This window comes from Rhodoferax sp. TS-BS-61-7 (assembly GCF_002943465.1).
Lineage (GTDB): Bacteria > Pseudomonadota > Gammaproteobacteria > Burkholderiales > Burkholderiaceae_C > Allorhodoferax.
The window spans coordinates 290,909-316,131 of record NZ_PTQY01000002.1; the positions used below are offsets into that span (position 1 = coordinate 290,909).

The 25,223-nt window shown below is 63.5% G+C and carries 19 protein-coding genes; 14 read left to right on the forward strand and 5 right to left on the reverse strand.

The window, feature by feature from the left end:
* Positions 1–12: 12 nt before the first annotated feature.
* The 5 genes from rpsF to dnaB all read left to right on the forward strand — a co-directional run bounded on the left by rpsF (position 13) and on the right by dnaB (position 3,059).
* Positions 13–378, forward strand: a complete 366-nt coding sequence (gene rpsF / locus C5F53_RS07255; protein ID WP_105260691.1) for a 30S ribosomal protein S6 — start codon at positions 13–15, stop codon at positions 376–378.
* A gap of 22 nt (positions 379–400) precedes the next feature.
* A complete protein-coding gene (priB, locus tag C5F53_RS07260) occupies positions 401–694 on the forward strand; it encodes a primosomal replication protein N (RefSeq protein ID WP_255413701.1) in 294 nt (97 codons plus the stop codon).
* Between the two features lie 16 nt (positions 695–710).
* A complete protein-coding gene (rpsR, locus tag C5F53_RS07265) occupies positions 711–992 on the forward strand; it encodes a 30S ribosomal protein S18 (RefSeq protein WP_029708819.1) in 282 nt (93 codons plus the stop codon).
* A gap of 12 nt (positions 993–1,004) precedes the next feature.
* Positions 1,005–1,457, forward strand: a complete 453-nt coding sequence (rplI, locus tag C5F53_RS07270) for a 50S ribosomal protein L9 (RefSeq protein WP_105260693.1) — start codon at positions 1,005–1,007, stop codon at positions 1,455–1,457.
* Between the two features lie 195 nt (positions 1,458–1,652).
* Positions 1,653–3,059 (forward strand): replicative DNA helicase, encoded by a 1,407-nt coding sequence (gene dnaB / locus C5F53_RS07275; RefSeq protein WP_105260694.1) that lies wholly within the window; start codon positions 1,653–1,655, stop codon positions 3,057–3,059.
* A gap of 160 nt (positions 3,060–3,219) precedes the next feature.
* Here dnaB and C5F53_RS07280 read toward each other — a convergent pair whose 3' ends face one another.
* The 3 genes from C5F53_RS07280 to C5F53_RS07290 all read right to left on the reverse strand — a co-directional run bounded on the left by C5F53_RS07280 (position 3,220) and on the right by C5F53_RS07290 (position 6,070).
* Positions 3,220–4,908: a PhoH family protein gene (locus tag C5F53_RS07280; RefSeq protein WP_105260695.1), complete on the reverse strand. Its 1,689-nt coding sequence runs from the start codon at positions 4,906–4,908 to the stop codon at positions 3,220–3,222.
* A 178-nt stretch (positions 4,909–5,086) separates the two neighbouring features.
* Entirely contained in the window at positions 5,087–5,563 is a 477-nt protein-coding gene (locus C5F53_RS07285) for a peroxiredoxin (protein ID WP_105260696.1), read from the reverse strand.
* Positions 5,564–5,704: 141 nt separating this feature from the next.
* The gene (locus C5F53_RS07290; protein ID WP_201740815.1) at positions 5,705–6,070 is read right to left on the reverse strand and encodes an Mth938-like domain-containing protein; all 366 of its coding nucleotides are present in this window, start codon (positions 6,068–6,070) and stop codon (positions 5,705–5,707) included.
* 120 nt (positions 6,071–6,190) lie between these two features.
* Between C5F53_RS07290 and C5F53_RS07295 the strand changes: the two genes are divergently transcribed.
* The 5 genes from C5F53_RS07295 (at position 6,191) to C5F53_RS07315 (ending at position 11,863) form a co-directional block, all read left to right on the forward strand.
* Positions 6,191–7,417 carry a pyridoxal phosphate-dependent aminotransferase gene (locus C5F53_RS07295; protein ID WP_105260697.1) on the forward strand — a complete coding sequence of 409 codons (1,227 nt, stop codon included), beginning with the start codon at positions 6,191–6,193 and terminating at the stop codon, positions 7,415–7,417.
* A 71-nt stretch (positions 7,418–7,488) separates the two neighbouring features.
* Positions 7,489–8,811: a homoserine dehydrogenase gene (locus tag C5F53_RS07300; protein WP_105260698.1), complete on the forward strand. Its 1,323-nt coding sequence runs from the start codon at positions 7,489–7,491 to the stop codon at positions 8,809–8,811.
* Positions 8,811–10,286, forward strand: a complete 1,476-nt coding sequence (gene thrC / locus C5F53_RS07305) for a threonine synthase (protein ID WP_105260699.1) — start codon at positions 8,811–8,813, stop codon at positions 10,284–10,286. The genes C5F53_RS07300 and thrC overlap by 1 nt, the downstream gene beginning before the upstream one ends.
* A gap of 78 nt (positions 10,287–10,364) precedes the next feature.
* Positions 10,365–11,615, forward strand: coding sequence for a gephyrin-like molybdotransferase Glp (gene glp / locus C5F53_RS07310; protein WP_105260700.1), 1,251 nt, complete (start codon positions 10,365–10,367; stop codon positions 11,613–11,615).
* Entirely contained in the window at positions 11,612–11,863 is a 252-nt protein-coding gene (locus C5F53_RS07315; RefSeq protein WP_105260701.1) for a MoaD/ThiS family protein, read from the forward strand. Before glp ends, C5F53_RS07315 begins: the two co-directional genes overlap by 4 nt.
* Here C5F53_RS07315 and dapA read toward each other — a convergent pair.
* Positions 11,850–12,734, reverse strand: a complete 885-nt coding sequence (gene dapA / locus C5F53_RS07320; protein WP_105260702.1) for a 4-hydroxy-tetrahydrodipicolinate synthase — start codon at positions 12,732–12,734, stop codon at positions 11,850–11,852. The two genes, C5F53_RS07315 and dapA, sit on opposite strands and share 14 nt — an antisense overlap.
* Before the next feature lie 263 nt (positions 12,735–12,997).
* Here dapA and C5F53_RS07325 point away from each other — a divergent pair, with 263 nt between their 5' ends.
* The 4 genes from C5F53_RS07325 to clpB all read left to right on the forward strand — a co-directional run bounded on the left by C5F53_RS07325 (position 12,998) and on the right by clpB (position 24,785).
* The gene (locus tag C5F53_RS07325) at positions 12,998–13,498 is read left to right on the forward strand and encodes a molybdenum cofactor biosynthesis protein MoaE (protein ID WP_105260703.1); all 501 of its coding nucleotides are present in this window, start codon (positions 12,998–13,000) and stop codon (positions 13,496–13,498) included.
* A 183-nt stretch (positions 13,499–13,681) separates the two neighbouring features.
* On the forward strand, positions 13,682–16,087 hold the full coding sequence (locus C5F53_RS07330) for a bifunctional diguanylate cyclase/phosphodiesterase (protein WP_161499898.1): 2,406 nt from the start codon (positions 13,682–13,684) through the stop codon (positions 16,085–16,087).
* Between the two features lie 32 nt (positions 16,088–16,119).
* Positions 16,120–22,044: an alkaline phosphatase D family protein gene (locus tag C5F53_RS07335; RefSeq protein ID WP_105260705.1), complete on the forward strand. Its 5,925-nt coding sequence runs from the start codon at positions 16,120–16,122 to the stop codon at positions 22,042–22,044.
* A 140-nt stretch (positions 22,045–22,184) separates the two neighbouring features.
* Positions 22,185–24,785, forward strand: a complete 2,601-nt coding sequence (gene clpB / locus C5F53_RS07340; protein WP_105260706.1) for an ATP-dependent chaperone ClpB — start codon at positions 22,185–22,187, stop codon at positions 24,783–24,785.
* Positions 24,786–24,858: 73 nt separating this feature from the next.
* Here the strand turns inward: clpB and C5F53_RS07345 are convergent, their stop codons facing one another.
* Entirely contained in the window at positions 24,859–25,212 is a 354-nt protein-coding gene (locus tag C5F53_RS07345) for a carboxymuconolactone decarboxylase family protein (RefSeq protein WP_105260707.1), read from the reverse strand.
* Positions 25,213–25,223 lie beyond the last annotated feature (11 nt).

Genomic DNA, 25,223 nt, shown 5'->3' on the forward strand with positions numbered 1-25,223 from the left:
CAAGGAGTATCAATGCGTCATTACGAAATCATCCTCATGATCCACCCGGATCAGAGCGAACAAGTTCCTGCCATGCTGGAACGTTACAAGGGCATGATCACCGCTGGCGGTGGCAAGGTGCACCGTGTTGAAGATTGGGGCCGTCGTCAGATGGTGTACATGATCAACAAGCTGGCCAAGGCCCACTACCTGTGCGTCAACATAGAAGCCGACCAGGCTGTGATGTCTGAACTGGAACACGCGTTCAAGTTCAACGACGCCGTGTTGCGCCACCTCACCGTGTTGAAGAAAAAAGCCGACACCGGTCCTTCTTCCATGATGAAGACCGTGGAACGTGAAGACGCACGCAAGGCCCAACAGGCCGAGTACCAGGCGTAAACACGTATTTGCCTGAAAAGGAGTGCAAGCCAACTCATTGGTTTTAAGCGCCTGTATCGCAGAGGTTGAATCCATGCGTTACACGCCAGCCGGCCTACCCGCTCTGAACCTGCGACTCGAACACGAGTCCCGCGTATCGGAAGCAGAAGGCCAGCGAACCGTGAAGGTGGTGGTGAAAGCGGTGGCTTTCGGCACATTGGCAGAGCGGCTTGCAAAGCAGGCCATCGGCAGTGTCTGGAAGTTCAACGGTTTTCTTGCCAATGCACGCCAAGGCAAATCACTCGTGTTTCACATTCAAGATTTTTTGCAAGACTAATTTTTAGGAGTCCATCATGCCCGGACCAAAACGTTTCAACAAAGACAAGCGCCCCAAGCGCAACACGCAATCCCTGCTGTTCAAGCGCAAGCGCTTTTGCCGCTTCACCGTGACCGGTGTGGAAGAGATTGACTACAAAGACATCGACACGCTGCGTGACTTCATTGCTGAAAATGGCAAGATCATCCCCGCACGCCTGACCGGCACCCGCGCTATTTTCCAGCGCCAACTGAACACCGCTATCAAGCGCGCTCGCTTCTTGGCGATGTTGCCTTACAGCGACCAGCACAAGATCTAAGGAGCTCCGACCATGCAAATTATTCTGCTCGACAAGGTCGTGAACCTCGGCAACCTGGGCGAAATCGTCAAGGTCAAAGATGGCTACGCACGCAACTTCCTGATCCCATCCGGCCGTGCACGCCGTGCTACCGAATCTGCCAAGGCAGAGTTCGAAGCCAAGCGCGCTGAACTGGAAAAGGCTGCAGCCGCCAAGCTGGCCGAGTGCCAAGCTTTGGGCGAAAAGCTCGGTGGTACCACCATCAAGCTGACCCAAAAGGCTGGCGTGGATGGCCGTTTGTTTGGTTCCGTGACCAACTACGACATCGCCGAAGAACTGGTGAAAGCCGGCTACAAGGTTGCCAAGTCCCAAGTGCGTATGCCCAACGGTCCTATCAAGATCGTTAGCGACAGCACCGTGAGCGTGGCTCTGCACACCGACGTGGTGGTGGACATCACTGTGTCTGTGTACGGCGAAACCGCTTAACAGCACCCTGAAGACTGGCCCGGCAACGGGACAGTTCTCACCAAAAGCCGCCGGGGCTGGTCCCTTGCGGCTTTTGTGTTTTTGGGGTGGACTTATCCCGCCCTTTGCACAGTTTGCCCACAACTTGCCCCCAGCCTTTGCCCTCGACGCCGCTTTGTTAGCCGCTTAGGATGCAAGGTTCCAAGGAAATTGACCATGTCTGCCGTTTTGTCTGCCAGCGACGCCTTCGAGCCCGACCGCCAAATTGCCCAACTGCGCGTACCGCCCCATTCCATCGAGGGGGAGTCCAGTGTGCTGGGTGGTTTGTTGCTCGACAACGAAGCCTGGGACCGCGTGGGTGATGTGGTGGTGGATACCGACTTTTACCGCTACGAACACCGCCTGATTTACGCTTCGATTGGTACGCTGATCAACGGCAACAAACCGGCCGATGTGATCACGGTGTTTGAGCACCTGCAGAGCCAGGGCAAGGCCGAAGAGATTGGCGGGTTGACCTACCTGAACTCGCTGGCCCAGTACGTGCCCAGCGCCAGCAATATCCGCCGTTATGCTGAGATCGTGCGGGACCGCTCCATCCTGCGCAAGCTGGTCAGCGCCAGCGACGAGATTGCCACCAACGCCTTCAACCCCAAGGGGCGGCCGGTGTCCGAGATCGTAGACGAGTCCGAGCAGAAGATCTTCAACATCGGTGAAGCCGGCAAACGCAACAAACAGGGTTTCCAGGGCATGGACACGCTGGTGGTCAACCTGCTGGACCGTGTGCAGGAGATGGCCGACAACCCCAACGACGTGACCGGGGTGCCCACCGGTTTTATCGACTTTGACCGCATGACCGCCGGCCTGCAGGCGGGGGACTTGATTGTGCTGGCTGCACGTCCTTCCATGGGCAAGACAGCGTTGGCGATCAACATCGCAGAACATGTGGCCCTCAACGAAGGCCTGCCGGTTGCCATTTTTTCGATGGAAATGGGAGCCGCCCAGTTGGCGGTGCGTATTGTGGGTTCCATCGGCCGTATCGACCAGGGCCACTTGCGCACCGGCAAACTCACCGATGACGAGTGGCCGCGCCTGTCGGAAGCGATCGAAAAACTGCGCACCATCTCGCTGCACATCGACGAAAGCGCGGGTCTCAATTCCAGCGAGGTACGGGCCAATGCGCGCCGTCTTGCCCGCCAATGCGGCCAATTGGGCCTGATCGTGGTGGACTATTTGCAGCTCATGAGCGGTAGCAGCAGCGACGGGGAAAACCGCGCCACCGAGCTGGGTGAAATCTCCCGGGGCCTGAAGATGCTGGCGCGGGAACTGAAGTGCCCGGTGATTGCGCTCTCGCAGCTTAACCGCTCAGTCGAGCAGCGCCCCGACAAGCGCCCCATGATGAGTGACTTGCGTGAATCCGGCGCTATTGAGCAGGATGCGGACATCATCATGTTCATCTACCGCGACGAGTACTACACCAAGGACCAGTGCAAGGAGCCCGGCGTGGCCGAGGTCATCATTGCCAAGCAGCGTAACGGCCCCACGGGCACGGTCAAACTGGCCTTCATGAACCGCTTCACCAAATTTGAAAACTTGGCCCATGGCGGCGGTGGCGACGACTACTGAACACGGTTTGCGGCCATAAGAAAAGGGCTGGATGCCAAATTGGCCTCCAGCCCTTGCCGTTGTTGCGCAAGCAGCTACTGAATCAATAGCAAGTAGTCTGCATCATTTCAGTCAGCTGGGGTCAGAGCACGTCGCTTTGCGAGTGGTCTGCCCCTCAAACTCACAGGACTTCACTCGCAAAGTCCGCCAGACGCGAGCGTTCACCACGTGCCAGTGTGATGTGGCCACCGTGCGGCCAGCCCTTGAACTTGTCCACTGCAAAGGTCAGGCCTGAGGAGCCTTCGGTCAGGTAGGGCGTGTCGATCTGCGCCAGATTGCCCATGCAGATGATCTTGGTGCCGGGGCCGGCACGGGTGATCAGCGTTTTCATCTGTTTGGGCGTCAGGTTTTGCGCTTCGTCGATGATCACGTATTTGTTGAGGAATGTGCGTCCGCGCATGAAGTTCATGCTCTTGATCTTGATGCGGCTGCGGATCAGCTCGTTGGTGGCCGCGCGGCCCCATTCACCGGCGCTGGTGTCGGTCTTGCCCAATACTTCCAGGTTGTCGTCCAATGCGCCCATCCACGGGCCCATCTTTTCTTCTTCGGTACCGGGCAGGAAGCCGATGTCTTCCCCCACGCTCACGGTGGCGCGGGTGACGATGATTTCGGTGTAGCGGCGGTCGTCCAGCACCTGGGTCAGGCCGGCGGCTAGGGCCATCAGCGTTTTGCCGGTGCCGGCGGTACCGGTCAGGGTGACAAAGTCGACTTCGGGGTCGGTCAGCAGGTTCATCGCGAAGTTTTGTTCGCGGTTGCGGGTTGTCACACCCCACACGGCATTCTTCAGGTGGTTGAAGTCTTTCAGCGTCTTGAGCACGGCCGTGGTGCCGCGGATTTCGGTCACGCGTGCATACAGGCTGGGTTCGCCGGGCGACTCGAAGTAGACAAACTGGTTGATCATCATGCTGGGCACCGCGGGGCCGTCCACCTTGTAGAAGGTGTGCGGGCCTTGTTGCCAGCTCTCCACGCTCTGGCCATGGGTGGCCCAGAAGTCGGTGGGCAGGGCGAGTGCGCCGGAGTACAGCAGGTCGCCGTCTTCCAGGGTTTTGTCGTTCTGGTAGTCGTCGGTGGCCAGGCCCAAGGCGCGGGCCTTCACGCGCATGTTGATGTCCTTGGACACCAGCACCACTTCACGCGGTGCGTAGTGCTGGCGCAGGGCTTCCACCACCCCCAGGATCTGGTTGTCCGCCTTGCCCTGGGGCAGGCTGGTGGGCAGGGTGTAGTTCAGCGGCTGGGTCTGGAACATCAGCTTGCCGCGGGCGTCTTTGTGGCCGGTGCTGTCGAGCTGGAAGCCCGCCGTGATGTCCGCCCCGGGCGTGCCGGCCAGGGCATCCAGCGTACGGCTGGTCTGGCGCGCATTACGCGCCACTTCGGTCATGCCCTTTTTGTGGCCGTCGAGCTCCTCCAGCACGATCATGGGCAGGTAGATGTCGTGTTCTTCAAAGCGGAACAGGCACATCGGATCGTGCATCAGCACATTGGTGTCCAGCACAAACAGCTTGGTAGGGCCGGTGCCTGCGGTGCGTTTGGCGCGGCGAACCGGAGATACCGCTGCTTTGGGCGCCAGCGTGGTGGCCACAGGTGCGGGCACGTTGACCGGCGTGTGGGTCAGCGCGGCGGTTTGCGGTTTTTTTGCGGACTCAGGTGCCGCCGGTTTGCTGCGAACAGCGGGGACGACGTGGACAGCAGGGGCCAGGGCTTGGGTGTGCGGTGTTTTGCGCAGAGGGCGCTGGGAGGCTCGTGCGGGTGCGTCAAACTCTTTGGCGGTCAGGCGATCGGCGCGCTTGGACGGGGCAGTGGGCAATGGCATGGAGTGGGCTCGCAGAGGATGAAAAATGGAAAACACTAGCCGGAAAAACGAAAAAGCCGCCTTGAGCCAAGGCGGCTTTTTGTGAGAGCGCGGTTGCGACGTTCAACGGCATGAAACCATTATGCATGAGCGCCATGGCCCTGTTGTTTTGGTGGTGCACCAAAACAACAGTGAAGGGTCAGCCGGCTTTTTTGAGCGCTTTGACAGCCTTGAGCACGTCGTCCACATGGCCAGGGACCTTGAGTCCACGCCACTCTTCTTTCAGCATGCCATCGGCGCCCACCAGGAAGGTGCTGCGCTCGATGCCCTTGACCTTCTTGCCGTACATGATCTTGTTTTTGACCACACCAAACATGTGGCACATTTTTTCTTCGGTGTCGGCAATCAGCTCAAACGGGAGTTCCAGCTTGGTCTTGAACTCGTCGTGGGACTTCATGTTGTCGCGGGAAACACCGAACACTTCGGCGCCTGCCTTGACGAAATCTTTGTACTTGTCGCGGAATTGCATGGCTTCCGTGGTGCAGCCGGGGGTGTTGTCCTTGGGGTAGAAGTACAAAACCATGGTTTTGCCGACATGGGTGGTGTTGGTCACCCTGATGCCGCCGGTAGCGTTGGCTTCAAATTCGGGGAGGGGTTTGTTGACAACGATCGCCATAGGGTATTTCAGTCTCGCGTGCTTGATGTGTCAGTCGTAGTGCGGGGCGTCAAACGTGACAGCAATTTGTCGCCCCAGACCGCAACCCGCAATTTTACTCTGAAATGACTACCACCCCGCCACGAATTCCTAGTGGATTCCCTAGACCAGCAAAGCGGCGACCACCTTGCGGCCTTCGCCGGCCAGAAAGTTGTAGGTGCGGCAGGCCGCCTGGGTGTCCATGGTTTCCACACCAATGCGCCGGGCATACAGGGCGGCAAGCCACTGTGGCGGCGGAAACTGGATGCGTGGGCCACTGCCAAACAACACCAATTCGGGTTCCAGCGCCGCCAACTCGTCAAAGTGTGCACTCTGCAAGTCGGCAAAGCTGGCGCCCCCCCAGGGGCGGCACAGGCCCTGGCTGCTGACCAGAATGCTGGCGTGGTGTTGCTCGCCATTCACGCCGATCCAGCCCGGCCCGTAACCGGTGATGGACGGACCTTGGGCAGCATCGGGGATAAATTTCATGGTGGGCGGCGGCGTGTGTAGAGGGAGTGCTGGATGTAGCGGTGGTGACGCAGGCTTGGCGTCGTCGTTCTGTGGTCAAATTATAGGTTTCACCCTGTGCTGACACCTCCCGGAGGGACTTTGAAAACCATTCAGAAATCTGCCAAGCTGGCCAATGTGCTTTATGACATCCGCGGTCCCATCATGGACGCGGCGCGTCAGATGGAGGACGAAGGCCAAAAAATCATCAAGCTCAATCTGGGCAATTTGGCGGTGTTTGGTTTTGACGCGCCCGAGGAAATTCAGCAAGACATGATCCGCAATCTGCCCAATTCGGCGGGTTATTCGGACAGCAAGGGCATCTTCGCCGCGCGCAAGGCGGTGATGCACGAAACCCAGAAGCAGGGCATTGCCGGCGTCACCCTCGATGACATCTACCTGGGCAATGGCGCCAGTGAACTCATCACCATGGCCACCAACGCGCTGCTGGACGACGGCGACGAGTTGCTGTTGCCCATGCCCGACTACCCACTGTGGACGGCCGCTACTAGCTTGTCCGGTGGCACGCCAGTGCACTACCTGTGTGATGAGTCCAATGGCTGGATGCCCAACCTAGACGACATCCGCGCCAAGATCACGCCGCGCACCAAAGGCATTGTGGTCATCAACCCCAACAACCCCACGGGCGTGTTGTATTCCAACGAACTGCTGCAAGGCATCATCGAAGTCGCGCGTGAGCACGGGCTGGTGATCCTGGCCGACGAGGTGTATGACAAGGTGCTGTACGACGGCATCCACCACACGGCCATTGCCAGCATGTCCACTGACATATTGACGCTGACCTTCAACTCCCTGTCCAAGAGCTACCGCTCCTGCGGTTACCGCGCCGGCTGGCTGGTGGTGTCGGGCGACAAGAAGAATGCCACGGACTACATCGAGGGCTTGAACATGCTCTCGAACATGAAGCTGTGCTCCAACGTGCCCGGCCAGTGGGCGATTCAGACTGCACTGGGCGGTTACCAGAGCATCAACGATTTGGTGTGTGAGGGCGGACGCCTGCGCCGCCAGCGCGACCTGGCCTACGAGCTGATCACCGCCATCCCCGGAGTGAGCTGCGTGAAGCCACAGGCTGCGCTCTACATGTTTCCCAAGCTGGATCCGGCGGTGTACCCGATTGCCGATGACCGCCAGTTCTTTCTGGAGCTGCTGCGTGAGACCCGCGTGATGCTGGTGCAGGGCACGGGGTTCAACTGGCAACAGCCAGACCATTTCCGCATTGTGTTTTTGCCACACGAGGACGACTTGCGTGAGGCCATTGGCCGCATCGCCAAGTTCCTGGAGAGCTACCGCAAGCGCAATGGGACTTGAATCACTCCGATTTTGATAGCGGCTCGCGCAGTATTCATGCGGGCCAGACCTACTTTTTACCTGAAGAATTTATGAAACCGATACAAGTGGGCGTGATGGGCCTGGGCACCGTGGGCAGCGGTGTGTTCAACGTCCTGCAGCGCAACCAGGAAGAAATCAAGGGCCGCGCTGGCCGCGGCATTGAGGTGACCATGGTGTCGCGCCGCAACACCGCGCTGGCCAAAGAAATCGTGGGAGACAAGGCTAAGGTAGTTGCCGATGCACGCGAGATTATTCGTAACCCCGACATCGACATCGTGGTGGAGCTGATCGGTGGCTACACGCTGGCCAAGGAACTGGTGCTCGAAGCCATTGCCGCCGGCAAACACGTGGTTACTGCCAACAAAGCGCTGCTGGCCGTGCATGGCACCGAGATTTTTGCCGCCGCGTCCGCCAAGGGCGTGATGGTGGCCTTTGAAGCAGCCGTGGCTGGTGGCATCCCCATCATCAAGGCGCTGCGCGAAGGCCTGACCGCCAACCGCGTGCAGTGGATCGCCGGCATCATCAACGGCACCACCAACTTCATCCTGTCCGAGATGCGCGACAAGGGCCTGGACTTTGACGTGGTGCTGAAAGAAGCGCAACGCCTGGGCTACGCCGAAGCCGACCCGACTTTCGACATCGAAGGCGTGGACGCCGCGCACAAGTTAACCCTAATGTCGGCCATCGCCTTCGGTATTCCCGTGCAGTTCGACAAGGCCTATGTGGAAGGCATCACCAAGCTCGGTTCGGCCGACATCAAGTACGCCGAGCAACTGGGCTACCGCATCAAGCTGCTGGGCATCACCAAGCGCATGGCCAATGGCATCGAGCTGCGCGTGCACCCCACGCTGATCCCGGCCAAGCGCCTGATCGCCAATGTGGAAGGCGCCATGAACGCCGTGGTCGTCAATGGTGACGCCGTGGGCACCACGCTGTACTACGGTAAGGGCGCGGGTTCCGAGCCCACCGGCAGCGCCGTGATTGCCGACCTGGTGGACATCACCCGCCTGCACACCGCCGACGCGGCCCAGCGCGTGCCGCACCTGGCCTTCCAGCCCGGCGCTATGAGCAACACGCCCATCCTGCCCATGGGTGAGGTGGTGACCAGCTACTACTTGCGCCTGCGCGTGGCCGACGAGGCCGGCGTGCTGGCCAAGGTCACCGGCATCTTGGCCGAGGCCAACATCAGCATCGACGCGGTGCTGCAGCGCGAAGCCGACGAGATCAGCGGCGAGGCCGGTACCCAGACCGACGTCATCATCCTCACACACGACTGTGCCGAGGCCAAGATGGATGCGGCCATCGCCCAGATGCAGGCCCTGCCCACCGTGCTGGCGCCCATCACCCGTATCCGCAAAGAGGAGCTGAACTGATGCGTTACCTCTCTACGCGCGGCAACCCCGACCGCAAACGCTTTTGCGAAATCCTGCTCGAAGGCCTGGCGCCCGATGGCGGCCTCTACCTGCCCGAGGCCTACCCGCAAGTGAGCGATGCCACGCTGCAACAGTGGCGCACCGTGTACCACCAGCAGGGCTATGCCGCGCTGGCGTTCGAGATCCTCTCGCTCTACATCGACGATATTCCCGCCGACGACCTGCGCGCCCTGTGCGCCAAGACCTACACCGCCGAGGTGTTTGGCACCGGCGAGATCGTGCCGCTGCGCCATTTGGAAGACGGCGTGTGGATCGAAGCCCTGTCCAACGGCCCCACGCTGGCCTTCAAGGACATGGCCATGCAGTTGCTGGGCAACCTGTTCGAGTACGAGCTGGGCCGTCGCGGCGAGGAGCTCAACATCCTGGGTGCCACCAGTGGCGACACCGGCAGCGCGGCCGAGTACGCCATGCGCGGCAAGAAGGGCGTGCGCGTCTTCATGACCAGCCCGCACGGCCGCATGAGCCCCTTCCAACAGGCGCAGATGTTCAGCCTGCAGGACGCCAACATCCACAACATCGCCATCAACGGCGTGTTCGATGATTGCCAGGACATCGTCAAGGCCGTGTCCAACGACCTGGCCTTCAAGCGCAAGTACAAGATCGGCACTGTCAATTCCATCAACTGGGCGCGCTTGCTGGCCCAGGTGGTGTACTACTTTGCGGGCTATTTTCAAGCGACGGCATCGGACCCGATGAATATTCGCGCAGGAGTGGGCTCTTTCAGCGTCATTGAGCCTAGTAAAGTCAGCTTCGCGGTGCCATCTGGCAACTTCGGCAACGTCTGTGCCGGCCATGTGGCACGCCAAATGGGCTTGCCCGTCGACAAGCTGGTGGTCGCCACCAACGAGAACGATGTGCTCGACGAGTTCTTCCGCACCGGTGTCTACCGCGTGCGCGGCACGGCCGACACCCACGAGACCTCCAGCCCGTCCATGGACATTTCCAAGGCCAGCAACTTCGAGCGTTTTGTGTTCGACCTGCTGGGCCGCGACGGCGCGCGCGTCAAGGCGCTGTTTGGCGAAGGCTTGTCCAAGACCGGGCAGTTTGACCTGAGCGCCGACCCTGCGTTTGCCCAGGCCGCGACACGCTACGGTTTTGTCAGCGGCAAGAGCACACATGCCAACCGCCTGCAAACCATCCAGGACACGTGGAGCCGCCACGGCATGGTGATCGACACCCACACGGCCGACGGCCTGAAGGTGGGGCTGGAGCAGCGCACCGCCGGCGTGCCCATGGTGGTGCTGGAAACCGCGCTGCCCATCAAGTTCGCTGCCACCATCGTCGAAGCCCTGGGCCGAGAGCCCGAGCGGCCCGCCAAGTTCGAAGGCATTGAGGCCCTGCCCAAACGCGTGCAGGTGATGGACGCCGATGTGGCGGCCATCCAGGCCCTGATTGCTGCCGAGTGCGGCTACTGAGCCAAATAGGAATGAAATAGCTGCTTGGCCCGCATGGAATATGCGCCAGCAGCTATATAAACCATAGCAAATTACCGCATGTCCAACGCCCCCCGCAAACCCCTGTTGCCGCTGGACGACGCGCTGGCCCAGCTGCTGGCCAGCGTGCAGCCCCTGACCCAGTTTGAGCCCGTGCCCACCGGTGACGCCGATGGCCGCGTGCTGGCGCAGGCCATTGTGTCGGGCCTGCAGGTGCCACCGTGCGACAACAGCGCCATGGACGGCTACGCCCTGCGTGTGGACGATGTGCTGGCTGCACAAGGCGCTTTGCCGGTGTCGCAGCGCATTGCGGCCGGCAGCGTGGGCACGCCCTTGCTCCCTGGCACCGTTGCCCGCATCTTCACCGGCGCACCGGTGCCCCCCGGGGCAGATGCGGTGGTGATGCAAGAGGAATGCACGGTGGTGGACGCGCCCGATGCGGCGGTCACGCCCCGTGTGCAGATCCACAGCACGCCGCTGCCTGGCCAGAATATCCGCCGCTCGGGTGAGGACGTGGCCCGTGGCGACGTGGTGCTGGCCGCGGGCACCCGCCTGGGCCCCGCCGCGCTGGGCCTGGCCGCCAGCGTGGGCATGGCCCAGCTGCAGGTGGTGCGCAAGCCGCGTGTGGCGCTGTTCTCCACGGGCGACGAGCTGGTGCTGCCCGGCACCGTGCCGCCGGAGCAGATGCCGCCGGGCGCCATTTACAACTCCAACCGCTTTTTCCTGGGTGCCATGCTGCGCCGCCTGGGTTGCGAGGTGACCGACCTGGGTATCGTGCCCGACCGGCTCGACGCCACGGTGCAAGCCTTGCAGCAGGCTGCTGCCAGCCATGACTTGGTGCTCACCAGCGGTGGCGTCTCGGTGGGCGAGGAAGACCATATCAAGCCCGCCGTGCAGTCGCTGGGGCAGCTGGACCTGTGGCAAATCGCCATCAAACCCGGCAAACCTTTTGCACATGGCCGTATCGGTTCGGCGCACTTCATCGGCCTGCCCGGCAACCCGGTGTCCAGTTTTGTGACTTTTGCACTGCTGGTGCGGCCCTTCTTGCTGCGGCTGCAAGGTGTGCACGATGTTGCTATGAAAAGCATAGCTGCTCGCGCAGATTTTGACTGGCCTAGAGCCGAAAAACGCCGTGAATTTCTGCGTGTGCGTCGCAACGACCAGGGTGGCCTGGAGCTGTTTACCAACCAGAGTTCGGGCGTGCTGACCTCGGCCGTCTGGGGCGACGGCCTGATCGACACGCCACCGGGCGAGGCCATCCAGTACGGCGCCACGGTGCGCTACATCCCGTTCAGCGAGTTGTTGGCATGAAGGTCACCGTGTGTTACTTCGCCTCGGTGCGCGAGGCTATGGGCACTGGCACGGAGGTGCTGGACACCCAAGCCCCCACGCTGGCCGCGCTGCGCGCCGAGCTGGTGGCGCGCGGCGGTGCCGGGGCCGACGCCCTGGCCCCAGGCCGCGCGGTGCGCATGGCGCTGGACCAGGTGATGCGCCCCGAGTCCGCGGTGCTCACCGCGGGCTGCGAAGTCGCCTTTTTTCCGCCCGTTACCGGGGGTTAACCTCCAGCGAGGCACTGAGCGCCACCAGCCGCTCAGTGAGCGCGTGGGAGGCTGCCGACATCGGTGCACGCAAGCTAGCCTGCATCAGCCCCTGCTGCGCTAGCAGCGCCTTCACCGGCGCCGGGTTTGGCTCCGCAAACAGGGCCTCGATCAAGGGCTGTAGCGGCCGCCATAGTGCCTGCGCCGCCACCAGTTCCCCGCGCACCACCTGCTGCATCAGCGCCACCAGGCGCGCCGTGTGCACATGGCCACTGGCTGCAATCGCACCTGTGCCGCCCAGCGCCAGCGTGGTGAAGATGTTGGCATCGTCCCCGGCCAGCACCTGCAGCTGCCCATCGGCAATCAGCGCCTGCGTCTTGGCCGGGTCGCCGCCACAGTCCTTGATGGCTGTGATGTTGGGGTGCTGGGCCAGCGTGCGCAGCGTGGCCAGCGTAAGCTGAACCCCGGTGCGTGCCGGAATGTCGTAAATCACCACAGGCTGGGCGCTCGCGTCGGCAATCGCCGTGAACCACTGCAGCAGCCCGGCTTGCGAGGGGCGAATGTAGTGGGGTGCCGGTACCAGCAGACCGGCCAGCTTCTGGGCATTCAAGGTGCGCACCCATGCCAGCGTGTCGCCCAGGTGGTAGCCCGACAGGCCCATCACCAGCGGCAGACCCGGGGCGGCCTGTGCTACGGTGTCCAGCACGGCCAGTTGCTCGTCTGCACCCAAGGCAGCGGCCTCGCCCGTGGAGCCGCAGACCACGATGCCGGCAATGCCTTGCGGCGCCAAGTGCTGCACCAGTGTGCGCAGCGCCGGGTGGTCCACCGCATGGTTGTGAAAGGGGGTGACCAGTGGAATCCAGAGGCCGGAGAAGGTATCAGTAGTGTGCACGCGAACATCCTTTGCAGAAAACAAGACCGATGGAAAGAACCATCGTCAGCTGCGCGGCGGGTTGCGTAAACGGGGGAGGGGTGTTGTTCGCAGTTCCATCGCTCATCTGAGGACGGAACCGCAGCTCCGGTCAAATGAGCTTGGGTTTTTTGGATGTGTTCGCGGCCACCACACGTGCGCCGACCAGGGCCAGCGTGGCCATGGTGAGGAGTGCGGTGAATGCGAACATGGGCACCATGCTAGCACGGTGCCACAATTCGGCCATGCCCTCTGACGCCATTTCTTCCCCCCGTGTCCGCATTCAGCCACAGCCATTTGATGTGGCGCAGGAGATTGCCGCCCTGCAAGCCGGTGACCCGCGCGTGGGAGCGGTGTGCACCTTTGTGGGCACGGTACGTGACCGCAACACCCCGAGCGCTGCCGGCTCGGTGCAGACCATGGAGCTGGAGCACTACCCGGGCATGACCGAGAAGTCCATCGAGGCCATGGTGGACGCGGCCTTTGCGCGTTTTGACATTCTGGGAGCCCGTGTGGTGCACCGTGTGGGGGTGCTGCGGCCCACCGATGGGGTGGTGCTGGTAGTGGTGACCTCGGCCCACCGTGGCCAGAGCTTTCAGGCCTGCGAGTTTTTGATGGACTACCTCAAGACCCAGGCGCCGTTTTGGAAGAAGGAGCAGACCGCGGATGGGGCGCATTGGGTGGATGCGCGCGTGAGTGATGACGCTGCCCTGGCCCGCTGGGGCATAGAGGCGCGCAACGCCTGAGCCCCCTGCGTTAAAAAGCGTAGCACACAGGCCCTGAAAACAGGCGTTTTGGGCCTGATCCCTCTACAATCATTTGCGGGTTGATGCTGCGGGAAGTTGCCCAGCTCAGTCTTCGCCTTACCTCAATACACAAGGGTAGAAATGGATTTCCGGCGACTCGCACTGCGGCTAGGAGGGGGAGTGGTGGTCACGCTGTGGAGTGCCTGGGCGTTGGCTGCGCCCTTGCCGGTGGACTACCACTGCGGTCTGCAGTCGGTCCAGCAGACCATCGCCCAGCCCGCAAGCGCTTGGATCGCGGCACCCGAGGGGAAAGTGCCCGTGGACCCCGAGGGCGGTGCCTGCTGGGTCCGGATTGCCAGCCTGCCAGCCGGCCAGGCGCTGGAAACCCGGCCCTGGTTGTCCTTTGCCGACCTGAATGTGCAGCGTGTCAACATTGCGCTGTTCGATGCGCAGGGCAAGCCGTTGGGGCAGGCGCTGCGCCTGGGCCAAAGCAGCGGGGCCCTGGTCACTGGTCTGCGGGCCATTTTCACCCCCGACGCGGCGGCTGTATTTCCGCTCTATGCCCGCTTTGAACCCGCCCTGGGCGCATTGGCCTACCCAGGCTTGGCGCGCACCCTGTTGGTAGAAGCAGTGGTGCCCGAGGAGAGCCTGCGCGACGAGCACGGCACAGACCTGCTCAACCACAGCGGTGCGGTCTTCCTGTTCACCACGGCGCTGGTTGCGCTGTTTTTCAGCATCACCCTGCGGGAGGCCAATTACGCCATTTATGCGCTCTATGCGGGAGTGCAGTCGCTCACCATCTTCACCAAAAGCGGGCTGCCTTTTGTGCTCGACGCGAGCTCTCCGCTCTGGCTGAATGCCTGGATTTTTAACTACCTGGTGGGCGTACTCTCCGTTTTGTTGAGCGTGCGTTTTGGGCGGTTTGCCAGGCACAGCCCGCGCACCACCAAGGTGGCCTACGGCGTGGCCATGCTGTTTGCCAGCATGATCCCCTTGCACTACCTCTGGCCCAGCCTGGCCAATGTGCTGATTTACGCACTGGTGCCGCTGCACTTTTTGGTGCTGCTCACGGGCAACTGGCGCGGCTGGCGCGGGGGAGAGCGTGGCTGCGGAATTCTGCTGCTGGGGCTCACCCCCATTGCGATTTACTGGTCCGCATTTTTGCTCTACAACGTGGTGCTGCGCGAGCCCATGCCTTCGGCTGTGGCGCTGGGCTCCACGTTTGATTTTGCGCGTACCTTGTTGCTGCCTGTCGCGTTTTGTTACGGCATTGCCGACCGCACCTTGCGCTTGCAGCGCGAGACCTCGCGCATGGCCCGCTTTGATGCACTCACCGGACTGCTGAACCGTGAGGGCGCGCGCCAGTACGGCCAGTTGCGCATCGACGAAGGGGACGTGCCGGCCGCCCTGATGCTCAATGTGGAGCGCTTCCACGCCATCAACGAAACTCTGGGCCCCATCTTGGGCGACCAGATACTCAAAGAAACCGGGCGCCGCTTGCAGGCCGTATGCCAGGTGCATGCCACGGCCTGTGTGGGGCGCATGCATGCGGACCAGTTCTGTCTGGTGTTCCCTAGTGACATCAGTCTGGCAGCCATGCGCGAAGAGGTGGACTACGCATTCAACAGCCCTGCGGAGATCGAGGGCCAGGCGGTGGACATCACGCTCGCCGTGGGCGTGGCCCTGCCGCCACCCGACAAGGCCTCCATGGCCCAGCTGCTGCGCAATGCCGAAATTGCCCTGGATGCGGGCCGTGCGCAGCACCGCAACTGGCTGCAGTACCAGCAGGAAATGGAAACCAGTCAGCGCGCCGACCTGGACCTGCTCTCCGAGCTCAAGCGCGCGGTGGAGCAGGGCGAGTTGCGTATGTACCTGCAGCCCAAGGTGCGCCTGAGCGACGGCACCGTGGGCAGCGCCGAAGCCTTGGTACGCTGGGAGCACCCGCGCCGCGGCATGATTCCGCCCGGCGACTTTGTCCCCTTTGCCGAAAAGACCGGGCGCATCACCCTCATCACCCGCTGGGTGCTGGAGCAGGCCATGCGCCTGGCTGCCAGCTACCGTGCCCAGGGCCGCCCGCTGCAGATTTCGGTCAATCTCTCTACCTTCGACCTGGGCGAGGCAGGCTTTGCGGCGCGCACGGCACTGCTGGCGCAGCAGGTAGGCGTAGACCCTGCTGACATCCGGCTTGAAATTACGGAGAGCGGCGCCATGCAGGACCCAGCCTCCGCGCTGGAGGTGATGAACGCCTTGCGCACCAGCGGCTTCAGCCTGTCGATTGACGACTTCGGCACCGGCTACTCCTCGCTCGCGTATTTGCAAAAAATGCCGGTGGCCGAGCTCAAGATCGACCGTGCCTTTGTGCGCAATGTGCGCCATGGCAGCGACGGTGCGGCCCTGCTGGAGTCCACCATCGCCATGGGCCACCGCCTGGGGCTCAGCGTGGTGGCCGAGGGCCCCGAAGACGCCGAGGAATGGGCCTTGCTGTGCGCCATTGGCTGCGATTACGCGCAAGGCTGGTACGCTGCGCGGCCCATGCCGGTGCCGGAATTCGAGCGCTGGTGTGAGACGCAGCTGCCTTTTTTACGATGAACTAACGATTAAATTTCCAGGGAGGATTCGCTATGCACTGGCTGTCACACGGTGTGGAGCAACTGATCACCAACACACAAGAAGGCTACGCGCCCGAGGTGCTGGTGGTGGGTTCGGGTTACGGCGGCTCGGTGGCCGCCTTGCGCTTTGCCGAGCATGGCCAGAGCGTGGCCGTGCTGGAGCGCGGCGCAGAGTACCTGGCCGGAGAGTTCCCCACTGATTTTGGCCAGTTTGGTGGCTTTGTGCGCGCCGAGGTGGGCGGCAATCTGGAACGTGGGCAGGGCCCCGCGGCCATTGGCTACGAAGACGCGCTGTTCGACTTTCGCGTGGGCACCCGTGCCAGTGCGCTGGTGGGCAATGGCCTGGGCGGTGGTAGCCTGATCAATGCGGCCGTGGCCTTGCGCCCCGACCCGCGCGTGTTTCAGCAGGACGCCTGGCCAGCTGCGGTGCGCGAGGCCTCGCTGGATGCCGACTACGCGCTGGCCACACAGGTGCTGGAGATCCAGTCGCCCCAGGCACAGCGTGCCTCACCGGCCTGCGTGCCGCAGCACACCGCCAAGTACCAGCGCATGCAAGAGATTGGCCAGGCAGCAGCCGACCGTTTTGGCAGCACCCGTCTGAAGGTCAGTACCGAAGACGTGCCCCTGGCCATCGAGTTTCGGGCCGATGCTCCGCTAGGGCTGGGCCCGCGGGATGCCTGCGTGGGCTGTGGCGACTGTTGCTCGGGCTGCAACCACAACGCCAAGCTCAGCCTGGATAAAACCTACCTGCCACGCGCTGCCCAAGCGGGTGCGCAGCTGTTCACTGGCGTCAGCGTGCTCTATGTGCTGCACAAACCCGACGTGGCCCACCCCGGGCGTGACTGGGTGGTGCACTGCGTGCGCACCACCGAGCGTGGTACCTGGGAGCAATCTTTCGAGGCGCCCGAAGGCGCGCTCAACGGCGCCTACGAATTTGTGTTGCGCACCGGCCGCGTGGTGCTCAGCGCCGGCACCTTTGGTTCCAGTGAAATCCTGCTGCGCTCCCGGGAATACGGTCTGCCCGTGGCCCACAGCTGGCTGGGCAAGGGCATCTCTGCCAACGGCGATGACTTGAGCGCGGCCTATGACATGGCAGACACGGCCAACGCGCTGGGGGAGGGCAGTGGCACCATGCGCGCCGCCACCGACAAGGTGGGGCCCACCATCAGTGCGGTGATCCGCTTTCATGACCAGTTAGACCATACCCAGAGCACCGTCACCGAAGACGGTGGCATTCCTGGCATGCTCGCGCCCATTGTGGGTGAGGCCCTGGCCACGCTGGGCGTGCTGCCCCAACTGGCGCGCTTTGGCTTGCGCCAGACGGGTGGACAAGACCCGCTGGTGGCCGACCCACGGCGCACGGCCCGCAGCCTGGTCATGCTGGGCATGGGGCACGACAGCTCGGCGGGGCAGGCCCAGTTGGCCAAACGGCAGTCGCGTATTGCCTGGTCCTGGGGCAGTGGCGCGGTGGACCCCGCGCCCGTGCTGCACCGCAGCCGTGCCGCCAGTGTGGAGGGCGTGGGCGCAGAATTTTTGCCCAACCCGGGCAGCGGTGTGCTCCCCGACAAGATTGCCAGCGTGCTCAGCGGCCCCAAGGCCGACACCAGTTGGATCACGGTGCACCCCTTGGGCGGCTGCCGTATGGCCGCCTCGCCCGCACAGGGCGTGGTCAACCACCAGGGCCAGGTCTTCCTGCCCGATGGGAGTGTGCACACCGGCCTGGTGGTGGTGGATGGTTCGGTTATCCCCACGTCGCTGGGTGTGAACCCCTTGCTGACGATCACAGCGCTTGCAGAACGGGCCTGCCGCCTGCTGTTGCAGGACGAACCGGCCCGCACGCCGCAAGCGCGCACCTTGCCCCCACACCCGCCCGTTGCCCCCATGGTGAAAGCCGAACCCGATGCACCCCATGGTGCTGTGTTGGCCGAGGTATTGCGCGGCCCCTTGCAGCCCGAGCCTGACGTGGTGTTGCCAGCCTGGTGGCCTGCCGGGCCAGTTGCACCTGCTGCCGCGCTGTTTCTAGAGATGGACGTGGCCGACTGGACCCGCCTGTGGCAAGACCCCAGCCACACCTTGCAGGCGCTGCCAGGCACTGCCACGGCGCGCAGCCTGACTGCCTCGCGCCTGGTCGTCGACGCTGTGCAGGGGCCGTCCACCGTACTGCAGGTCACCGGTGGCACCGTGCAGCTGTTCCGTGCGGCGCCCGAAGGCTTTGTGGCCCGTGCCTGCCGCACGCTGCGGGCCGGGTTGACTTACGGGATCACACGCTGGTACCCCGACAGCCAGCGCCCCAAGGTCGAAGGAGAAAAGAAACAAAAGATACGCGACATGGTCTGGGATGGTGCCAAGCTGCTCTGGCACGCCAGCGCTGCACGTACCTTTGACTACCGGCTCACGCTGAGCGACGGCCAGCGCAACTGGTACCTGCAAGGAGAAAAGCTGATCCAGCCAGCCCTGAGCTGGGGTGAGCTGCGGGCTTGGCTGCGCAAAAAGTGGCAGCACGGCGGCTGGCCCGCCCCGCAGCGCCGCAGCGTGTGGGACGAGTTGACCCAGCTCGACGTGCAGCTTATGCAGGCCAAGGGAGGGCGTGTGTTGGCCACCGGTCGCCTGACCATGGACGTGCCCGAGATGGTGCGCCGCATTGCGCCGCAAATGAAGCCGGGCCCCGACACAGTCAACGCGCTGGCCGCCTTCATCACCTACCCGCTCACCATCCTGCGCTACGTGGTGAGCAGCCGCATGCTCGATTTCCGCCTGCCCGACTACAAGGCCGACCTGCCCGCCACCGACCCGGCCACGCTGCCCGACAACGGCGATTTTGAGCTGACGGCCGACCAATACCCGCCTATCTGCCTGGCCGGGGGCGGCAAGGTGCTCCCGCAGGCGCCGGTATGCCTCACCGTGCCCCTGCGTGCGGGGGCTGATGTGTCTGATCCGAAGACCGAGACCATCCGCATTGGCCTGGTGCGTTATGCCCAGCCGCGGGTGGCATCCAGCGTCACCGCACAGGGCCTGCGGCGCTTCAAGTCCATCATCCTGCTCAACGGCTTTGCGCAAAACACCTTACCCTTTGTGGCCGAAGAGCTGGGCGAACGTGCGCTGGCCGCCATGCTTTACGCCCAGGGCTGGGACGTGTGGCTGCTCGAATACCGCGTCAGCCCCTTTCTGCGCGCCTCGGCCCGGCTCTCCAGCATGGATGACATTGGCGCCTGCGACCTGCCGGCCGCGGTCAACCACGCGCTGGCCGTGTTGCAGGCTGAGCGCATCGAGCCCGAGTTGCTGCCCGGCCAGCTCAGTGTGTTCAGCCACTGCGTGGGCTCGGCCTCTACCGCTATGGCTTTGCTGGGTGGGCACCTCATGCACGAGGCGGGCAAACCCAAAGTGGCGGCGGTACTGTTCTCGCAGTTTCAGCCCTATGTGATTGGCTCCGTTACCGCGCAAATGCGCCTGCAAGTGGCCTCGCTCATGGTCAATGCGCTGGGCCTGGAGTATGTGAACTTTGCTGCCGGAACGGCCCAGGCCAACGGCTTGCACGCCCTCATGGACCGGGCGTTTGCCAGCTTCCACTACGACGAGGCCGAGCGCTGCCCGCACGAGCACGACCTGCGCGTGCACCAGCCCGACAGCACCTCGTGCAAGCGCATGGCCGGTTTCTTGAGCCGCTTGTTCCGCCACGACCAGCTCATTGAAAGCCAACCCGGCCGCCCCGGCACGCACGAGAAGCTGGACCTGTACTTTGGCCGCACCAACCTGGGTGTGTTCTTGCACGGCGCCAAGTGCGTGGAGTACGAGCACCTGGTGGACGCCGATGGCCAGAACATCTATGTGACGGACGAAAACGTGCGCCGCTACCTGGGCATGCCCGTCATGCTGCTGCACGGGGCCGACAACGTGCTGTTCGACCAGGAGTCGCTGCACGAAACCCAGCGCCAGTTCAGCCGCGCCTTTGGCGGGCAGCGCTTGGCCAGCAAGCTGGACCGCTTTCTGGTGGCACCCGAGCATGCGCACTTTGACTGCACCATCGGCAAGCGGGCGCCCGAGGTCATCTTCTCGGAGGTGGTGGACTTCTTCAACCAAGCCCAGGCCGCGGACCTGCCCGAGCCCATGACGCAAAACCGCCTCCGGGCCCGCCTGCCGCGCACCGGCCCGCTGACGGGCTGGGTACGCCGCGAGGGCGCAGACACCGTGCTGCGCGTGTGGATGGAGGTGGACAACTCGCAGGCAGACACGGCGGTAGGTGCCATGACGCTGCTCTCGGTGGGGCGCCAGCGCACCGTGCAAGCCTGGCCACTGGTCAGCAGCCCGCTGGAGGGCCTGGTGGGCGTGGCAAAAGACGCCTCACCGGACCAAAGCATTGTGTATGCCGTGGCCGACCTGCAGGTGCCAGCTGACTGGCAAGGCGCTATCACCGTGGCCATGGTGAGCCTGCACCGCATTGCGGCCGATGCACCTGCCGATGGTGCTGCCCACACACTGCATTGGCCCACGGTGTGGGGGGCTCCGGTGACCGTGGAAGACGTGGCGCACAGCGCCGGGCGCAGCCCGGTGCCCGCAGTGCCACCCTCGGCCGAGGCCGCAAATGCGGACTACCGGCAAACCCTGGCGCAGGGTCAGGGCGCCGCAGGCTGGGAGCTGGCCCCCACGGCCATGGCCGTCCCCCATGCGGTGGGCCATGGCGTGCTGCAGCCCCAGCCGCTGGACCTGACACTGGACGATGCCGTGGCCCTGCTGCGGCCACTGGCCGCGCTGGTGCGCGAGCAGCGCGCCGTGGCCTTGCGTGCGCAGCCCGGCACGCTGTCGCGCCAGCGCCGCAGCCTGCGCTGGATGCGCGACTGCGTGCTGCGCCTGCAGGGCCAGCTGCTGACCCCGCAGGCCGGCTTGCGCTTTGTGGCGGCCACCTGCCGCCACCCGGGCATTACCGAGTTTGAAGCGGCCCGCAGTGACCACACCCTGCAGCAGCTGGCCCTGCGCCAGCGGCAGGCGCCGGCCTCGCTGATGTGGATGCTGGGTGACCAGATTTATGCCGATGCGCGGGCCGGTCTGGCCTCGGGCAGCTCGCCGATTGAAGCGCTGCTGCCGCGTTACCGCGAGGCCTTTGGTTCAACCGGCTTCAGGCAACTGGCGCGCAGCCTGCCGCTCTACATGGCGATGGACGACCATGAGATTGCCGACAACTGGAGCCGTGACGAAGAGCGCCTGGGCACTGAGCGCGCCGTGCTCACGCGCAACGCGCTGAGCGCCTTTGCGGCCTTCCAGCGTGCCCACGGCCCCGCACCCCTGGGACCGCAGGGGCACGACGGAGCGGTTTCACACGCTGCAGCGGCATTTCTTTCGCTCAACACGCGGGTGCACCGCAACCGCGCGCTGGGCACCGAGCGGCGCCTGCTGGAGCCCGGCCAGTGGCCGGTGCTGGAGGCTTGGCTGCTGCAGGAGCAGGCGCGTGGCCACCACGCCAAGTTCATCGCCACGGGCGCGGTGCTGGCACCGGGCCTGGTGCAGGGGCTTGGCCGGCCTTCGCCCCGGTCCACCGACAACTGGCAGTTTGCCGAAGGCGACCGTCAGCGCGTGTTGGACTTCATTGCCGAGCAGCGCATCAGCAATGTGGTGTTTCTGTCGGGCGATTACCACTGCGCGGCCAGCGCCACCATCACCTTCAGCCACAGCCCGGTGAAGGCCTATGCGCTGGTCACACCGCCACTGCATGCACCGCTGCGTTTTGCCAACGTGGCCGCCAGCGATGTGCTGGCGCAGGAGACGGTGCCGCTGGCAGGCGGCAGTGCGCAAATCGTGGCCCAGGCCTGGAACGGCGATGGCTGGCTGGAATGTGAGCTGGAGCCCTTGGCCAACGGGGGCCAGCGGTTGCGCGCCAGCTTCAGCATGCGCCGCTTTGATGTGGCCACGCCTGACCAGGTGCAGATCGACTGGACCTTGGGCTGAGGGTTGCGGGTCGCGTGGCACGCTGTTTGATGTGGGTCAAACAGCGTGCCAATGTCCGCTGGCGTACGCGCACCGGGCTTGAAATGGGGCACCATGGCCCCAAGCTGGGTAGCATTCCATAAATCGTCACGAGAGCCGCCATGCGCATCGAAAAACTCACCACCAAGTTTCAGGAAGCCCTGGGCGAAGCCCAGACGCTGGCCCTGACCCATGACAACGCCTACATCGAGCCGGTGCACGTGCTCGCTGCCATGATCCGTGTGGACGACGGCCCCAAAGCGCTGATGAACCGCGCCGGTGTGAATGTGGCAGGCTTGTTGGCCTCGGCCGAGGCCGCCATCAAACGCCTGCCGCAGGTGCAGGGGCACGAGCAGGTGACGGTGGGCCGCGACATGGTGAGCCTGCTGCAGGCTGCCGAAAAAGAATCCATCAAACGTGGTGACCAGTTTGTGGCCGGCGAGTTGTTCTTGCTGGCCCTGGCAGACCACAAGGGCGACGCCGGCAACCTGGCCCGCGCCAACGGCCTGACCCGCAAGAGCCTGGAAAGTGCGATTGACGCCGTGCGCGGCGGCCAGGCCGTGGACAGTGCCGATGCCGAAGAGCAGCGCGAGTCGCTCAAGAAATACTGCATCGATCTGACCGAGCGCGCCCGCCTGGGCAAGCTGGACCCGGTGATTGGCCGCGACGATGAAATTCGCCGCGCGATCCAGGTACTGCAGCGCCGTACCAAGAACAACCCGGTGCTGATTGGCGAGCCTGGCGTGGGCAAGACCGCCATCGTGGAAGGCCTGGCCCAGCGCATCGTGGATGGTGCCGTGCCCGATTCGCTCAAGGGCAAGCGCGTGCTGAGTCTGGACATGGCCGCACTCTTGGCCGGTGCCAAGTTCCGCGGCGAGTTTGAAGAGCGCCTGAAGAATGTGCTGAAAGACCTGGCCAAGGACGAGGGCCAGACGATTGTGTTCATTGACGAGCTGCACACCATGGTGGGCGCCGGCAAGGGCGAGGGCGCCATGGACGCCGGCAACATGCTCAAGCCCGCGCTGGCGCGCGGTGAGCTGCACTGCGTGGGTGCCACCACGCTGGACGAATACCGCAAGTACATCGAGAAGGACGCCGCACTGGAGCGCCGCTTCCAGAAAATCCTGGTGGGCGAGCCCACCGTGGAAGCCACCATCGCCATCCTGCGCGGCCTGAAAGAGCGCTACGAGACCCACCACGGCGTGCAGATCACCGATCCCGCCATCGTGGCCGCGGCGGAGCTGAGCCACCGCTACATCACCGACCGCTTTTTGCCCGACAAGGCGATCGACCTGATCGACGAGGCCGCCAGCAAGATCAAGATCGAGCTGGACTCCAAGCCCGAGGTCATGGACAAAAAAGACCGCCGCTTGATCCAGCTGCAGATTGAGCGCGAAGCCGTGAAGCGCGAGAAAGACGAAGCCTCGCAAAAACGCCTGGAGCTCATCAACGAAGAGATCACCGCGCTGCAAAAAGAAATTGCCGACCTGGACGAACTGTGGAAGGCCGAGAAGGCCCAGGCGCAGGGCTCCAAGACCCTCATGCAAGAGGTGGAGAAGGTGCGCTTCCAGATCAAGGAGTTGACCGACAAGGGCGACTTCAACAAGGCCGGCGAGCTGCAATACGGTAAGCTGCCAGAGCTGGAAAAGCGCCTGAAAGACGCGCAGGCCCAAGAGGCCGGCAAGACCAAAGACGCCAAGGACGGCGGTCGCACCCAGCTGCTACGCACCATGGTGGGCGCCGACGAAATTGCCGAGGTGGTGAGCCGCGCCACCGGCATTCCGGTGAGCAAGATGCTGCAGGGTGAACGCGACAAGCTGCTGCAAATGGAAGGCAAGTTGCACGACCGCGTGGTCGGGCAGGACGAAGCCATTGCGGCTGTGGCCAATGCCATCCGCCGCTCACGCTCGGGCCTGAGTGATCCGAACCGCCCCACAGGCTCCTTCCTGTTCCTGGGCCCCACGGGTGTGGGCAAGACCGAGCTGTGCAAGGCACTGGCCGGATTCATGTTCGACAGCGAAGAGCACCTGGTGCGCATCGATATGAGCGAGTTCATGGAGAAGCACAGCGTGGCCCGCCTGATCGGCGCGCCCCCTGGCTACGTGGGCTACGAGGAGGGCGGTTACCTCACCGAAGCCGTCCGCCGCAAGCCCTACAGCGTGCTGCTGCTCGACGAGATCGAGAAGGCCCACCCGGACGTGTTCAACGTGCTGTTGCAGGTGCTGGATGATGGCCGCCTGACCGATGGCCAGGGCCGCACCGTGGACTTCAAGAACACCGTGATCGTGATGACCAGCAACATCGGCAGCCAGCTCATCCAGAGCATGGTGGGGCAGGACTACGAGGACGTGAAAGAGGCCGTGACCGGCGAGCTGAAGAACCACTTCCGTCCCGAGTTCTTGAACCGCATCGACGAAACCGTGGTCTTCCATTCGCTGGACGCGGCCAACATTGCATCCATCGCCAAGATCCAGCTCGCCACGCTGATGGGCCGCCTGGCCAAGATGGACCTGACTCTGCAGGTGAGCGACGCCGCCGTGGCCGAGTTGGCCAAGGTGGGTTTCGATCCCGTCTTTGGCGCACGCCCCCTGAAGCGTGCGATCCAGCAGCGCATCGAGAACCCGCTGTCCAAGCTGCTGCTGGAAGGCAAGTTCGCACCCAAGTCCACCATCAGTGTGGGGGTGGACCCGATCCAAGCGCCGGGGCAGTTCAGCTTCACCTGAAGCCAACTGGTACCCGCCAATGAAAAATGCGCCGGAGACGGTGCGTTTTGTTGTTGGGCGTTGGCTGAATGCTTCAGGCCGCTACGGGTGCCATGCTGTCCCAGGCGGCTCCGGCCTCGGCGGCGTACATCAGGGCGGGGCCGCCGCCCATGTAGACACACACGGACAGCATTTCGTCCAGCTCGACGCGGGTGCAGCCCAGCTTGTGCAGCGCCTTGATGTGAAACCCAATACATCCTGAGCAATGCTGGGTGATGCCAATGGCCAGTGCGATCAGCTCCTTGTGCTTGGCGCTGATGGCGCCGTCTGCCATTGCAGCCTTGGCGAGTTGCCCAAAACCTTGCAGAGCATCCGGCTGCGCCTTGCGCAAAGTGCCCAGGTTGTCGTTGATGTTTTTGATCAGGGTGTTGTGGTCAAAGCTGCTCATACCAGTCTCCG

What these genes read in the sequence shown, in the direction of transcription:
- rpsF (WP_105260691.1), top strand. Translation starts at nt 13, where the DNA reads ATGCGTCATTACGAAATCATCCTCATGATCCACCCGGATCAGAGCGAA.
- rpsR (WP_029708819.1), top strand. Translation starts at nt 711, where the DNA reads ATGCCCGGACCAAAACGTTTCAACAAAGACAAGCGCCCCAAGCGCAAC.
- rplI (WP_105260693.1), top strand. Translation starts at nt 1,005, where the DNA reads ATGCAAATTATTCTGCTCGACAAGGTCGTGAACCTCGGCAACCTGGGC.
- dnaB (WP_105260694.1), top strand. Translation starts at nt 1,653, where the DNA reads ATGTCTGCCGTTTTGTCTGCCAGCGACGCCTTCGAGCCCGACCGCCAA.
- C5F53_RS07280 (WP_105260695.1), bottom strand. Translation starts at nt 4,908, where the DNA reads ATGCCATTGCCCACTGCCCCGTCCAAGCGCGCCGATCGCCTGACCGCC.
- C5F53_RS07285 (WP_105260696.1), bottom strand. Translation starts at nt 5,563, where the DNA reads ATGGCGATCGTTGTCAACAAACCCCTCCCCGAATTTGAAGCCAACGCT.
- C5F53_RS07290 (WP_201740815.1), bottom strand. Translation starts at nt 6,070, where the DNA reads ATGAAATTTATCCCCGATGCTGCCCAAGGTCCGTCCATCACCGGTTAC.
- C5F53_RS07300 (WP_105260698.1), top strand. Translation starts at nt 7,489, where the DNA reads ATGAAACCGATACAAGTGGGCGTGATGGGCCTGGGCACCGTGGGCAGC.
- thrC (WP_105260699.1), top strand. Translation starts at nt 8,811, where the DNA reads ATGCGTTACCTCTCTACGCGCGGCAACCCCGACCGCAAACGCTTTTGC.
- glp (WP_105260700.1), top strand. Translation starts at nt 10,365, where the DNA reads ATGTCCAACGCCCCCCGCAAACCCCTGTTGCCGCTGGACGACGCGCTG.
- C5F53_RS07315 (WP_105260701.1), top strand. Translation starts at nt 11,612, where the DNA reads ATGAAGGTCACCGTGTGTTACTTCGCCTCGGTGCGCGAGGCTATGGGC.
- C5F53_RS07325 (WP_105260703.1), top strand. Translation starts at nt 12,998, where the DNA reads ATGCCCTCTGACGCCATTTCTTCCCCCCGTGTCCGCATTCAGCCACAG.
- C5F53_RS07335 (WP_105260705.1), top strand. Translation starts at nt 16,120, where the DNA reads ATGCACTGGCTGTCACACGGTGTGGAGCAACTGATCACCAACACACAA.
- clpB (WP_105260706.1), top strand. Translation starts at nt 22,185, where the DNA reads ATGCGCATCGAAAAACTCACCACCAAGTTTCAGGAAGCCCTGGGCGAA.
- C5F53_RS07345 (WP_105260707.1), bottom strand. Translation starts at nt 25,212, where the DNA reads ATGAGCAGCTTTGACCACAACACCCTGATCAAAAACATCAACGACAAC.